The organism is Burkholderia sp. Bp8963 (assembly GCF_003854275.1).
GTDB lineage: Bacteria > Pseudomonadota > Gammaproteobacteria > Burkholderiales > Burkholderiaceae > Burkholderia.
Genome location: NZ_QTQP01000053.1, coordinates 38,010 through 51,572 on the forward strand (window position 1 = coordinate 38,010; position 13,563 = coordinate 51,572).

A 13,563-nucleotide genomic window follows, 5' to 3' on the forward strand; every position below is an offset into this window, starting at 1 on the left:
GTGCGCGGCGGCGGTTCGACGCCGCACGCGCGGCGCCGCTCAGTGCGGCCTGTCCTCCTTCGCATCCTTCGCGAACTGCACCGCGATCGCGCCGAGCACGCAGATCGCCGTCACGTAGACGACCGGCGCGAGCGGGTTCGACTTCATCATCAGCGACACGACCACCGGCGTGAGGCCGCCGAAGATTGCATACGCGACGTTGTACGAGAACGAGATGCCCGAGAACCGCACGACGGCCGGGAAGCTCTTCACCATCACGAAAGGCACCGCGCCGATCGTGCCGACCGCGAAGCCTGCGATCCCGTAGAAGAGCGGCAGCGTCGACGCGTCGGCCGCGACCTGCGCGAACAGCAGGTAGTAGCACGCGGCCAGCACGAGGCCGCCGATGCCGAGCACGCGCTTCGCGCCGATCGTGCCGGCGAGCGAGCCCGCGGTGATGCAGCCGGCCGTCAGGCACAGCGTCGCGATGCTGTTCGCGAACAGCGTCGCCGCGGGCGTCAGGTGGAACTGCTTCTGCAGCAGCGCGGGCGTCATCAGGATCACGACGACGATCGCCGCGGACAGCATCCACGTCAGCAGCATCGACACGATGACCGCGCGGCCGTGGTCGCGCAGCACGGCCTTCAGCGGAATCTCGGCCGCCAGCGCCTTCTTCGCCTTCATCTCGGCGAACACCGGCGTTTCGTGCAGCCAGCGGCGCAGGTAGACGGAGAACAGGCCGAACACGCCGCCGAGCAGGAACGGAATGCGCCAGCCGAACGCGGCGACTTCGGCCGCCGAGTAGCGGCTGTTGATGCCCGCCGCGACGAGCGAGCCGAGCAGGATGCCGGCCGTGAGGCCGGCGGTCAGCGTGCCGCACGCGTAGCCGATATGGCGCGACGGTACGTGCTCCGACACGAACACCCACGCGCCGGGCACCTCGCCGCCGACCGCCGCGCCCTGCAGGATGCGGAACAGCAGCAGCAACACGGGCGCGAGGATGCCGACCGTGTCGTAGGTCGGCAAGAGGCCCATCAGCAGCGTCGGGACCGACATCATCAGCACGCTCAGCGTGAACATCCGCTTGCGGCCGACGAGGTCGCCGAAGTGCGCCATGATCACGCCGCCGAGCGGACGGGCGAGATAGCCGGCCGCGAAGATGCCGTAGGTCTGCAGCACGCGCAGCCAGTCGGGAATGTCGTGCGGGAAGAACAGCTGCCCGATCGCGGGCGCGAAGAACACGAAGATGATGAAGTCGTAGAACTCGAGTGCGCCGCCGAGTGCGGCGAGGCCGAGGGTCTTGTAGTCGCTGCGCGTGAGCGCGCGTTCGGCGGCGCGTGGGACGCCGCTCAATTCGGAAGCTTGCATGGTCAGGACGATCGGTTTTCGAATGTTGTTGTCGGTACTGCGTCTCCAGGGCCCGCTATAGATAGGCATGCACTGGCTAGGGCGCGACCTGCGTCGTCGGAAGGTGTGTCGGGCGTCGGATAGGCGCACCGGGCACGCGCCGTCGCACCGGGATGGGGTGCGGCGGGGACGATGCGTCAAAGCGGGTGGGAGGATTCTACAGGAGCGCGAAATGCGCGAGGACGGACGCGGCTCGAGGGGGCCTTCGAGTCCGGCCGGGGCGATGCGCACGCACGGACGAACCCGTGCGCGCATCGCGGCAGGTGCGGCGTCAGTTGCCGGCGATCGTGTCGACCGGCTTGAACGCGCCGCGCTCGACCTTGTAGATCGTCACCGGCGCATCCTTCAGGTCACCCTTCGCGTCGTACGCGATGCTGGGGGCCGACACGCCCTTGACCGATACCTTGCCGAGATACGGGGTATAGACCTTCGGGTCGGTCGAGTTCGCGTCCTTCATCGCGGTGAGCAGCGCGATCGTGCCGTCGTACGAGTACGGCGAGTACGTGATCACGTCTTCGTTGAAGCGCGCCTTGTAACGTGCCGCGTAACCGGCGAAGCCCGGCATCTTCTCGTTCGGCAGCCCGCCCATGTAGACGATCGCGCCTTCGGCTGCCTCGCCCCCGACCTTCAGGAACGTCGGCGAGCGCGACATCTCGCCCGTCACGAACGCGGCCTTGATCCCGAGCTGGCGAATCTTCCGGATCATCGGCGACGATTGCGCATCGCCGCCGCCGTAGAAGATCGCGTCGGGATTCATCCCCTTCAGGTTGGTCAGGATCGCGGAGAAATCGAGCGCCTTGTCGTTCGTGAAGTCGCGCTTGATGATCGTGCCGCCGGCCGCCTGCACGGCCTTCGCGAATTCGTCGGCGATGCCCTGGCCGTACGCGGTGCGGTCGTCGATGATCGCGATGCGCTTGAAGTGCAGGCTCTTCACCGCGTAGGTGCCGACGATGCGGCCCGCCTGCGCGTCGCTCGTCAGCAGCCGGTAGGTGGTCTTGTAGCCGCGCGCGGTGTATTGCGGCGACGTGGCCATCGAGATCTGCGGCAGCCCGGCACGATCGTACAGGTCGGACGCCGGGATGCTGGTGCCCGAGTTGAAGTGGCCGATGACGCCGCTGACGTTGTCGTCGATCAGGCGCTGCGCGACGGTCGTGCCGGTGCGCGGGTCGGCCTGGTCGTCCTGCGAGTCGAGCTGGAACGTGACCGGCTTGCCGCCGATCGTCGGATGCGTCGCGTTGAAATCGGCGATCGCGAGTTGCACGCCTTTCTGCATGTCCGTGCCGTAGTTCGATTGCGGGCCGGTGAGCGGCGCGGCGAACCCGATCCTGACGACGTCGGCGGCGCTGGCGTGGGCGCCCGACAGTGCGCAGGCGGCGGCCAGCGCGACGTGCGATACCTTCAGCTTCACTTTCACTTCCCCTTTATGGCGTGGTTGGGCCGGCGCCGGACCGGGGCCGGCGGCGGTGAACCGGGCGAGACGCGTCGGCTGCGCGGCGGGCGCAGCGGTCATGCCGCGCGTCGCGCCCCGGTTCGCCAGTCCCGGGTGGGTCGGTTATGCCGAAATCGGCGTACCGCATGGCGATTGCGGCATTCGATGCGGGGCGCATGCCGGGATGGCCGTCGGTCGTCTCGTGACCGTGAAGCGAAGTCTAGGTAGCGAAAATGCGAGCGTCTTGCGCGTTCCGAGCGCGGGCGGCGACGATTTCGGCATATCGTCGATAACCCTGATATGTGCTGAAATCGTCATTCCGCGTGCGCACACGCGCCAAGACGTGAGGGCGCGCCGACACGCCCATCATCGACATCTTTCCGAGATACGGCGTGTACACGTTCGGATCGATCGGCTTTCCCTATTCCCGATCGCGTCAATTCATGACGGGTTTATAGCGAGATTTATAGCGAGAACGCCTATGAACGATTTTTGCCCGCACCTTGCACGGGCATTTGCGACACAACCCCTCTCCTCGTGGAGTACGGACTAGTAGCGAAGATTGACCGCTGCGGTGAACTCTTGCTGGCTTTCTGTATCCTAATCGATTAATTTCGATTTCATTACATTTGCCCGCTAGCACAAGCCCGACTCACACCGCTCTCATGAAGAAATCCTCCCGCCGCTGGCGCTACGCGGTTGCCGGCCTTGCCGTCGTCGCCCTGCTCGCCGCGCTCGCGTGGCGCTGGCTCGCGCCGGACGAGCGTCCGCAATACCTGACCGCGAAGGTCGAGCGCGGCAATCTCGAGAACGCGGTGCTCGCGACGGGTACGCTGCAGGCGTTCAAGCAGGTCGACGTGGGTGCGCAGGTGTCCGGGCAGCTCAAGTCGCTGAAGGTCAAGCTCGGCGACAAGGTCAAGAAGGAACAGTGGCTCGCGGAGATCGATCCGGTGATCTCGCAGAACGCGCTGCGTCAGGCGGAAACCCATGAGCAGAACCTCGTCGCGCAGAGACGCGCGACGGCCGCGCAGCTCGTGCAGGCGGAGCTCACGCTCCGCCGCCAGCGGCAGATGTTGGCGGACGACGCAACCTCGAAGCAGGACTACGAAGCCGCGCGGGCCGAGCTCGATGTGCAACGCGCGAACTTCGCGTCGCTCGACGCGCAGATTCGCGCGGCCCGCATCCAGATCGAGACGGCACAGGCCAACCTCGGCTACACGCGAATCGTTGCGCCGATGGACGGCGAAGTCGTCGCGATTGTCACGCAGGAAGGCCAGACTGTGATCGCGCAACAGCAAGCGCCAGTGATCCTGAAGCTTGCCGACCTCGACACGATGACCGTGAAGGCACAGGTGTCCGAAGCCGACGTGGTTCGTGTGCATTCCGGCCAGATCGCGTATTTCACGATCCTCGGTGAGCCGGACAAGCGCTACTACGGTAAGCTGCGCACGATCGAACCCGCACCGCAGAACTTCCTCGACACGCAGAATTCGCTCGGCGGCATGGGCGGCGGCTCGGCCAGGCCGAATACTGCCGTGTTCTACAACGCGCTGTTCGAGGTGCCGAATCCCGGCCACCGGCTGCGCATTTCGATGACCGCGCAGGTCAGCGTGCTGCTTGGTACGGCGCACCAGACGCTCAACATCCCGGTCGCCGCGCTCGGGCCGAAGGCGCCGGACGGACGGTATGCCGTGCGCGTTCATGGCGCCGATGACAAGGTCGTCACCCGACAGGTCCGCGTCGGGTTGAACAACAATGTGAAGGTTGAAGTGCGCGACGGCCTGAAGGTCGGCGAGCGCGTCGTGATTGGCGACGCGGCCGATGCGCCCGACGCGCTCTCCGACTCGAGGCTCTGACAATGGGCCGGCCGCTGCTGCAGCTTACCGACGTCTCGCGATGCTTTCCTGGTGGCGACCGGGACGTGGTCGTGCTGAAGGACGTCAATCTGTCGATCGACGCGGGCGAGATCGTCGCGATCGTCGGCGCGTCGGGTTCCGGCAAGTCGACGCTGATGAACATTCTCGGCTGCCTGGACCACCCGAGCGCTGGCCGCTACCGGGTCGACGGCCGCGAGACGCGCAACCTCGACGGAGACGAACTTGCGCAACTGCGGCGCGAGCGGTTCGGCTTTATCTTCCAGCGCTACCACCTGCTGCCTCACCTGAACGCGGCGGCGAACGTCGAGATACCGGCCATCTATGCGGGCAGCGCGCAGGCCGCCCGCCGTGCTCGCGCAGCGCACCTGCTCAGGCGCCTCGGGCTCGCGGAGCACATCGGGCGCTGGCCGAGCCAGCTGTCGGGCGGACAGCAGCAGCGCGTCAGTATTGCACGCGCGCTGATGAACGGCGGCGAAGTGATCCTCGCCGACGAGCCGACCGGCGCACTCGATTCGAAAAGCGGCCAGGACGTGATCCGGATTCTGCGCGAGCTGAACGCGCTCGGCCATACGGTGATCATCGTCACGCACGACGAGTACATCGCCGCATACGCGCGCCGCATCATCGAGATCCGCGACGGTGAGATCGTTGCGGATCGGCCGAACCTGCAGGCCGCGGACTCGCCGGCCGCCGCCGCAACCGTCCACACATTGGCCGGCGGCGGCGTCTCCACCGCCGCGCCCGCGGACGCGCTTGCCGCCCCACCGCCGCCGAGGGGGCGCCGATGGTCGGCTAGCGCCGGCCGCTTTGCCGAGGCGTTCCGGATGGCATGGCTCGCGCTCGTGTCGCACCGGCTGCGCACGGTCCTGACGATGCTCGGCATCATCATCGGCATTACGTCAGTCGTGTCGATTGTCGCGATCGGCGAAGGCGCGAAACGCTACATGCTCGACGAGATCGCCAGCATCGGCCCGAACACGATCAGCGTCTACCCGGGCCGCGACTGGGGCGATACCCAGGCGAGCACGATCCAGACGCTAGTGCCCGACGATGTGACCGCGCTCGCCGAGCAGCACTACGTCGACAGCGTGACGCCCGAGACATCGCGCAGCCTGTTGCTGCGCTACCGGAACATCGATGTCAACGCGCTCGTGAGCGGCGTCGGCGAACGCTACTTTCAGGTACGCGGAATGAGGTTCACGCAGGGCATCGGCTTCGGGCCCGACGCGTTGCGCCGCCAGGCGCAGGTCGCGGTGATCGACCAGAACACGCGACGCAAGTTGTTCGGCGCGAACACGGACCCGCTCGGCGAAGTGATCCTCGTCGACAACCTTCCGTGCGTCGTGATCGGTGTAACGGCGGACAAGAGAAGCGCGTTCGGTGACATGAAGAACCTGAACGTATGGGTGCCGTACACAACCGCGAGTGGTCGGCTGTTTGGCCAACGCCATCTCGACAGCGTCATGGTACGGGTGCGCGACGGTCAGCCGAGTAATGCGGCGGAGAACAGTCTCGTGGCGCTGATGACGCAGCGCCACGGTCGCAAGGATTTCTTCACGTACAACGTGGACAGTGTGGTCAAGACGGCCGAGAAGACGGGCCGGTCCCTGACGCTGCTGCTGTCGCTGATTGCGTTGATCTCGCTCATCGTAGGCGGGATCGGCGTCATGAACATCATGCTCGTGTCGGTGACCGAGCGTACGCGCGAGATCGGCATCCGGATGGCGGTCGGTGCGCGGCAGAGTGACATCATGCAGCAGTTCCTCGTCGAGGCCGTGGTGGTGTGTCTGATGGGCGGCGTGATCGGAATCGCGCTGTCGTTTGGCGCCAGTTTCATTTTTTCGCTGTTTGTCGCCCAATGGAAAATGGTGTTCTCCGTCGGTTCGATCGTCACCGCGTTCCTGTGTTCGACGCTGATCGGCGTCATATTCGGCTTCATGCCTGCGCGCAACGCCGCGCGGCTTGATCCGATCGACGCGCTCGCGCGCGATTGAGGTGACGCCACGATGATTCGCCCCCCGATCGCCCTCCGCTGCCTACTCCCCGTCGCATGCGCCGCCGCACTGCTCACAGGCTGTTCGAACGCGCGTCGCCAGCCGCCGCCCGTCGTGAACCTGCCCGCGCACTGGACCGTGTACGACGCGACGCCGGAGACACTTCCCGCTGCTGTCTCCGTCACATCCGCGCCCTCCGCCGCGGCACCGATCCCGGCAGACTGGTGGCGCGGTTTCGGCGACCGTGGGCTCGACCAGTTGATTAACGACGTGCTCGCCGTCAACAATGATCTTGCCGCAGCCGCGATTCGCGCCTATCGCGCGCGGTTGCAGGCAGGACTCGTCGCGACCAATCTGACGCCGAGCGTCACACTTGGCGGCGACGGCAGCGTGTCGCGCACGCTCGACTCGCACCGGATGTCGCGCACGAGCAACCTGTCCGGTGCTCTCAGCTACGAGCTCGACCTGTGGGGCAAGCTCGCGGCGCAGCGCGACGCAGCGCGCTGGGAAGCCGACGCGACGCAGGCCGACCGAGACGCGGCACGGTTGTCGTTGATCGGCACGATAGCCGCACTGTACTGGCAGATCGGCTATCTGAATCAGCAGATCGGGCTTGGCGACGCAAATATCTCGTATGCGGAGCGCACGCTCGCGCTGGTGCGTGCGCGGCACGTGGCGGGCGCGGTGTCCGGGCTCGACATTGCGCAGGCGGAACAGAACCTGTCCGCGCAGCGCGCGGCCCAGACGCAACTGATCCAGCAGCGCACTGAGAACCGTCATGCGCTCGCGATCCTGTTCGACAGGCCGCCGCAGGCACAGGCTGCCGAGCCGGCCGAGCTGCCAGACCGGCCGCTGCCGGCTGTGCCTGCAGGCTTGCCCGCGGATCTGCTTGGCCGCCGCCCGGATCTGCGCGCGGCGGAATTCCGGCTGCGCGAATTGCTTGCGAACGTCAACGTCACCCGCACCAGCTTCTATCCGGCGTTCACGCTGACGGGTTTGGTCGGCACGTCGAGCGCGAGCCTCGAGCGCGTGTTGTCGAATCCTGTCGCGACGCTCGGCGTCGGGCTCACGCTACCGTTCGTCCAGTGGAATACGATGCAACTGCAGATCAAGGTGTCGCAGTCGCGGTACGAGGAAGCCGTTGTCAATTTCCGTCAGCAGCTCTACACCGCACTGAGCGAAGTCGAGAATGCGCTGTCCGCGCGCGTGCAGCTCGAACGCGAGGGTGAACAGCGTACACTGTCGATTGCTCAGGCCCGGCGTGCGGAAGCGCTCGCGCGAGCCCGATTCGTGGCCGGCGCGACTGGCGTACGGCCGTGGCTCGACGAGCAGCAGCGGCTGCGCGACGCGCAGAGCGCCGACGCCCTAAACCGCTTGAATCGGCTCAACAACCGGATGAATTTATACAGGGTGCTGGGCGGCGGTGATCACTGACCTGATTCCAGCTCCCCCGACCCACGTACACCGGATTCGACCATGCTCAGTGACACTTGAAGATCGCCGGTTTGCTACCGAGATCGCGATACTGGTACCGACATACGCACCAGGCTAATTTTGATAAGGGTTCTCGGATCGAGTCCGTGCAAGATTCTCCGAATCCGGAACGTTATCCTGATAGAACATCGCTTGACTATGAAACATCCGCGCGTACTTGCCGTTTCGCGCGATGAGTTCGTCGTGAGTTCCTTCCTCGACGAGATGGCCTTGGTCGAGCACAAGAATGCGATCAACGAACCGCGTCAGCGCGAGGCGGTGGCTGACGATGACTGCCGTCTGTTGCTCGGCGAGCTTGAGAATGAGCCGCATGATGTCCGCCTCGGACTCCGGATCGAGCGCCGAAGTTGGCTCGTCGAAGACGAGCAAGTCGGCCTCGCTGGCATGCGCCATCGCACGCGCGATAGCCAGCCTTTGCCACTGTCCACCTGAGATGTCGATTCCGCCCGCCATCTCGGTGGTCAAAGGCGTATCCGGGTGGCGGCCAAGGAAATCGAGGCCGACCGCCTGCAAGCATCCGTCGACTTGTCGCATATCGCGCTCGACGAGATTCGAGCGCACGTCGAGAGGAAAGCGCGCAAAGTCCTGAAATACACCGACCACACGAGGAGGATCGTGGGCCGCCGACCACGCCAGCTCGCCGGTCGTCGGCTCGTAGAGACCGCTCAACAACTTGAGCAGGCTTGTCTTGCCGGCGCCGTTTTCACCAACGATCGCGACGATTTGCCGATGGCGAATTTCCAGGTCGATTTGATCGAGGGCCGCGCGCTCGGCATTGCGATACCGCAGACTCACGTTGCGCAGGGTCACGCAGGGCGCGGCCGCCGATGTCTCGCGCACCGGTAGCGGCCTGCGGGCACCGTCGGTGGCCTGTCGTCCCGCAGCGTGAAGGGAGACCAGCTTGCGGAACGGATGTACGGCATAGGAAACGCGCAACAGGTCGCCGAAGTTGTAGATGATCGCTGCCAACCCGTCCTTCAGCTGAACGAGCGCCCCGAGCAGGAAAGCGAGCTCGGCCATGCTGAATTTGCCGAGCTGGAATCCTTCGATGACGACATAAAGCGGCGCGCCGAGGCAGACGCTCGCCGTCAGTGACGTCGCAGCAAGCTTGAGCGCGTTACGTGTGCGTATTCGTTTGAGGGTCTCGAGATAGTTGTCGTAGAGGCCCTGCCACGTGGCCAGCAGACGGTTCTGCATTCTGTAGATGCGCAAATCTTTGGCAAATTCGGGCTGCGTCAAGATTCGTTCGAGAATGCGCAGCTGATTGAACGTTGCCGCATGATGTTCCTGGACATTCCAGCTCTCGCGCTCGGCTCGTGCACGGAACAATACGGTCGGCACCATGCCGGCCAGCATCAGGAAGGGAATCCACCACGCCGTCTGCCCTGTCAGAAACAGGATCGGAACGATCATCACGGCTCCGACGCACACAGCATACAGATGCAGGACAAGGTCGCCCACCTCGTCGCTCGCGCCGGCCGCGAGAATCACCGTTTCGCGCAGCTCGGCATCTTCGTGAATGGCGAGAGTCGGGTATGTCGCGACGATCGCGTTCACATCTCGCTTCAGCAGCATGCGGGCCGAATCTCGCAGCGTGTCCACGATGAAGCTCGAGATCGCGTTCAACCCATCGTGAAAGCCGCCGAGTATGAAATAGGTGACGACGAGCGCCATGACAGCCGCGGTGGCCGCATTAGATATCAGACGCTCGATGAGCTGCGCGTTGATGTAGAGCAGCACGCTCGGTATGGCGCCAACGACGAGGTTCGACACGATGGCGAGGCTCAGCGCGCGTGGTGCCGCTCGCCACAGCAGCGACAACGCCTCGCGGAGATTGCGCAGGATTTCCCGGACTTTCATGTCGTTAGGCTTAGCCAGCAAGGGCTCGCAGTGGACGGAATTTCAAATGTTTGACGACTGAGGTCCGCGCTCCAGAGAATTTCATGAGCCAGGACTCAAGGTCGGTCACGCCGCGAATGTAGTGATACCGAGTTCCGAGTTGGGCGTTTGGATCCTCCGTCGCGACAATGTAAGCCATCAGGTGGCGACGGAAACGGGCTTGATCGACAAGCTCCCAGTCATTCAGAAGCATCGGTCGATTGGTCAAATGCAGTAGTGCCCTCGCACTGTTATGAAACATCCGGCGCGCCATCAGTGCATAGCTGGTCTTGCTTTTTTTCCCTGTTGCGAAATCCGGCAGGATGTCGCGATAGGCATTTCGCGCCAGCATTTTCGACGTCGCGTAGGGATTTGCGCGATCGAGGCGTCTGTAATCGTGGTGAAAGTGTGGGGGACACGCAAGCGCAAACGAGATCATCCTCGGATCGAGAAACGGATGAGAGTGGGTGCAGTACACGTTCAAGGTGTCGAAGTACGTGGCCCGTGGAAAGAGCATCGCCCTGATGTAGTCGTGGCCAAGGTAACGGGTACGCGAACGCTTCAAGTGCGCGTTCACGGAGCGCGTATAGCGCCGCGTTGCCTCACGCAGACTCTCCCCGAGGTAGTCGGGCAATTGCGGGTACTCTCCGGCCGATTCCTTCTTGAGCAATTCAAGCCGCCCCAAGCGTGGCGACAATGAGGTGAGCACCTTGCGAAAGTAGGTTCGCGAGAAAGCCCGAGCGCCGAGGTTTTCCGTCACGTAACTGTGGAGTGCCCCGATCCCATCATGCTTGCGAATCGAATCAAGAATCCAGGGATGCATCGACTCGCCCAGAATGACGTCGCCTCCCTCGCCCGTCATGACGAGCGAAACGTCGTGATTCTGAAATACGCATGCGCAGGCTTCCTTGGCGAGTGGATTGGCGGCCGCGTCGGGACCGTCGACATAGGCGCAGGCATCGTTCGACATCGGCAGACGCAGGAAATCATCGGCATAGATGATTCGATGAGGCGTGCCGGTATGTCGAACCAGCGCTTCGACAAGCTTGTCATCCTGACTCATCGCGAGATCTGCATCCCTAAAGCTCATGTTTGCGCAGAACGGCGCGATGCGTTTGTGGACCGAGAGGCTTGCGCCGAGGATGGTATTAGAGTCGACGCCACCACTAAGCATGATCCCGTTTGCGCCTGCCTCGATACGGTCGTGCACGCATGCATTCAGACGTGCTCGAAATGCCTGCTCGAAGTCTTCTCGATGAGAGAATGCGCCATCGAGCGGGAACGCGGTGTCCTCGCGCGCACGCGTCAACCTGAACGTCTGCCCTGTTCTGTCAATATGTAGTACGGTGCTCGCTGGCATCTTCAGCACGCCTTCGAAGAACGTCGCTCCTTCGGCCAGTTCATTTTCTCCGACCATGACGGATTGCGTCAGGAGTTCGAGGCACGACTCGCGCCTGATTTCCAGCGGCACGAGACGGCACAGCAAGAGCAGCCTCAGATCATTGCTCGCCACCCATAGCCCGCATTTACCGCGCCAGTAATAAATTGGGTGCGTCGCATAATGGTCGGTCATCAATATGGCGCGATCGGGATGAATCGACGCATAGCTAAATTCTCCAATTACGGCGCCTTCCGAAGGATCGAGCGTAAGTGCGTCTTGTCGGAAGGACGTATGCAGCACATTTTTGGTCAGGTCGCGTAACCAGCCGCTATAGGCCGTGTCGCCATTCGAGGTCTCGACGTGTCGTGGGCCGCAAGACCCGGGTTCGCGCAGGTGTACATCCGTCGTGATCAGGGTCGCCCAGCTGCGATCCATTCTCTTCGCGCTTTCGACCTGGACATCGGCGAGGGCATCGAGCATATCGTTGATGTAGGCGTCGACGTCTTCAGGGGAGGCATTTACCATCACTGTCCAAAATTTCATATCGAGGTCACCCATTCCGCAACGGCTGTTTCAGGATTCATGCGAGTTAGCGCACGATATTCGTTCAAATCTATGCGCCCCGGATTGACGATTTCAGACCTTGATTCCTTGCGAGACAGTTCGACCCATGCGTGGCCGACCATCTTCTCATCCTACTTTTTTACACCGATCACCATGTCGCTTGGAATGCCGTGCAAAAATGCCAATGATTGAACAACGATGCTCGCCGAATAGCACGACGCGGTACCAACTTCGAGCAGGTCCGCTTGGTAAATGGAATCGCAGACTTCCTGAAGATAAGTTTGGTCGATATGATTGGGTGCGTCCGCGAATTCCCCTCTGACAGCGGCGGGATAGATTGATTTGAAGATGCCGAGATAGGCGTCGCTTACTGGCTGGCCGAGTAAAAAGGATCGCACGAGGCTATGGGTGAGAAAGATGTATGCGCTTTCATTTTTCATATATGGCACCCAGATCAATTAAGATGGCGACGCCGTTCAGGATTAGCTGCTTATCTTCGGGGCCCAATGATCGACCGCGCGAAATTTCGTCGATGAGATCCGTTAAACTCAACCCCGCATACGCTCCTTGAAAAATCGCCAGGATATCTGCTGCTACACCAGATACACCAAAATAACCATTCTTGGCTCCACTATAAAAAATAGCCTCATCGTCAACAGAGACGAATTCGAGGGAAGGGTTCGGATACAGCAGTTTCGAGTCCTGGTTTTTCGAGTGCTTATGCGACATACCGCTAACCATTTGAGCGTTCGTGAGACACGCAGCCGAGACGCATCCCGGTGCGTGCCACGTTTCAATGATGGATGACGGCGCTGGCTGCTACATGCCCTTCACGCCGCGCCCAAAGATTCCATCTCCGGGAGAAGATTTTTTCGACAGGATGACGGCCAGAAATGAGCCATAGGAAACGACCTTGGTTGGTTGGATCGGCACTGCAATCATTTCATTCTCCTTGGGTAAAGAGGCATTGATGATCAATTGCTTCTGGAACAACACTTCGTCGCCTTGATTGAAGTGCAAATGTAATGTCTCGCAAATTTGGTTGAAAGTAAACAATTTATTTTGGGGGCGAATCACGCGGAGCGAGTGATTGTGTTGGGTGTGGATCGAGTGGTTATCTCATTATTAGAGATGACGGGCCGGATTTTAAATTAAGAGATAAGGGCGGGTGCTTGGTGGGAATGGTCTCGAATTGGCGAGGCTGAAATTCAAGAAGGTTTCGGTTGCTTGGAATTGATCTATTGCATCGAGTCGAACTGTTTCAGATTGTGAATGAACGTGACGAGTTCGGTGCGCTCCTGACTCCGCATTCGGACTTGCGTAGACGAGATGGGGATATGCAGCGAACAGATTGCCAACCTTTTCTTGGCGCGTATGTTTTGATTGAGTTAGTGACCGCACCTCGACTTCCAGATTGAACGACATGTGTTGGGTGCGGATTCAACCCGTCGATGCAACGAATTGATGAAAACGCTCAGCCGGTGTATCAAAGTCTAGTGTTTTTCGCGGACGCTCATTAAGCCGCCTGGCAACAGCGTTGAGCTTGGCCTGGGAATAGGC

General features: G+C 62.1%; 10 protein-coding genes and 1 pseudogene. 3 read left to right on the forward strand and 8 right to left on the reverse strand.

What is annotated here, in order from left to right; all coding sequences use genetic code 11:
* Nucleotides 1-39: 39 nt before the first annotated feature.
* Together DID96_RS30740 and DID96_RS30745 are read right to left on the reverse strand one after the other, a co-directional pair.
* A complete protein-coding gene (locus DID96_RS30740) occupies nt 40-1,347 on the reverse strand; it encodes an MFS transporter (RefSeq protein ID WP_124602988.1) in 1,308 nt (435 codons plus the stop codon).
* A gap of 310 nt (nt 1,348-1,657) precedes the next feature.
* Complete coding sequence (locus tag DID96_RS30745) at nt 1,658-2,794, reverse strand: branched-chain amino acid ABC transporter substrate-binding protein (RefSeq protein WP_124603000.1); 1,137 nt, start codon at nt 2,792-2,794, stop codon at nt 1,658-1,660.
* A 686-nt stretch (nt 2,795-3,480) separates the two neighbouring features.
* On the opposite strand from DID96_RS30745, the gene macA reads away from it, so the two are divergent.
* Genes macA through DID96_RS30765 form a run of 3 tightly spaced genes read left to right on the forward strand, consistent with a single transcriptional unit; the run spans nt 3,481 to nt 8,120 of the window.
* On the forward strand, nt 3,481-4,671 hold the full coding sequence (gene macA / locus DID96_RS30755; protein ID WP_124602990.1) for a macrolide transporter subunit MacA: 1,191 nt from the start codon (nt 3,481-3,483) through the stop codon (nt 4,669-4,671).
* Between the two features lie 2 nt (nt 4,672-4,673).
* Nucleotides 4,674-6,686: a MacB family efflux pump subunit gene (locus DID96_RS30760; protein WP_124602991.1), complete on the forward strand. Its 2,013-nt coding sequence runs from the start codon at nt 4,674-4,676 to the stop codon at nt 6,684-6,686.
* Nucleotides 6,687-6,698: 12 nt separating this feature from the next.
* Nucleotides 6,699-8,120, forward strand: a complete 1,422-nt coding sequence (locus DID96_RS30765) for an efflux transporter outer membrane subunit (protein WP_124602992.1) — start codon at nt 6,699-6,701, stop codon at nt 8,118-8,120.
* A gap of 114 nt (nt 8,121-8,234) precedes the next feature.
* On the opposite strand, the gene DID96_RS30770 is transcribed toward DID96_RS30765, so the two are convergent.
* The 6 genes and pseudogenes from DID96_RS30770 to DID96_RS30795 form a co-directional block, all read right to left on the reverse strand.
* Nucleotides 8,235-10,040, reverse strand: coding sequence for an ABC transporter ATP-binding protein (locus tag DID96_RS30770; protein WP_124602993.1), 1,806 nt, complete (start codon nt 10,038-10,040; stop codon nt 8,235-8,237).
* Between the two features lie 10 nt (nt 10,041-10,050).
* Nucleotides 10,051-11,997 (reverse strand): asparagine synthase C-terminal domain-containing protein, encoded by a 1,947-nt coding sequence (locus DID96_RS30775; protein ID WP_124602994.1) that lies wholly within the window; start codon nt 11,995-11,997, stop codon nt 10,051-10,053.
* Between the two features lie 137 nt (nt 11,998-12,134).
* Complete coding sequence (locus DID96_RS30780) at nt 12,135-12,443, reverse strand: lasso peptide biosynthesis protein (protein WP_124602995.1); 309 nt, start codon at nt 12,441-12,443, stop codon at nt 12,135-12,137.
* A complete protein-coding gene (locus DID96_RS30785) occupies nt 12,433-12,732 on the reverse strand; it encodes a hypothetical protein (protein ID WP_185732418.1) in 300 nt (99 codons plus the stop codon). Before DID96_RS30785 ends, DID96_RS30780 begins: the two co-directional genes overlap by 11 nt.
* 90 nt (nt 12,733-12,822) lie before the next feature.
* Nucleotides 12,823-13,023 (reverse strand): hypothetical protein, encoded by a 201-nt coding sequence (locus DID96_RS30790; protein WP_124602997.1) that lies wholly within the window; start codon nt 13,021-13,023, stop codon nt 12,823-12,825.
* 420 nt (nt 13,024-13,443) lie between these two features.
* Nucleotides 13,444-13,563, reverse strand: a pseudogene (locus tag DID96_RS30795) (IS30 family transposase); the annotation flags it as partial.

Excerpts from the sequence above, each read along its gene's own strand:
- DID96_RS30740 (WP_124602988.1), bottom strand. The coding sequence starts at position 1,347 with ATGCAAGCTTCCGAATTGAGCGGCGTCCCACGCGCCGCCGAACGCGCG.
- macA (WP_124602990.1), top strand. The coding sequence starts at position 3,481 with ATGAAGAAATCCTCCCGCCGCTGGCGCTACGCGGTTGCCGGCCTTGCC.
- DID96_RS30760 (WP_124602991.1), top strand. The coding sequence starts at position 4,674 with ATGGGCCGGCCGCTGCTGCAGCTTACCGACGTCTCGCGATGCTTTCCT.
- DID96_RS30765 (WP_124602992.1), top strand. The coding sequence starts at position 6,699 with ATGATTCGCCCCCCGATCGCCCTCCGCTGCCTACTCCCCGTCGCATGC.
- DID96_RS30770 (WP_124602993.1), bottom strand. The coding sequence starts at position 10,040 with ATGAAAGTCCGGGAAATCCTGCGCAATCTCCGCGAGGCGTTGTCGCTG.
- DID96_RS30775 (WP_124602994.1), bottom strand. The coding sequence starts at position 11,997 with ATGGGTGACCTCGATATGAAATTTTGGACAGTGATGGTAAATGCCTCC.
- DID96_RS30780 (WP_124602995.1), bottom strand. The coding sequence starts at position 12,443 with ATGAAAAATGAAAGCGCATACATCTTTCTCACCCATAGCCTCGTGCGA.
- DID96_RS30785 (WP_185732418.1), bottom strand. The coding sequence starts at position 12,732 with ATGTCGCATAAGCACTCGAAAAACCAGGACTCGAAACTGCTGTATCCG.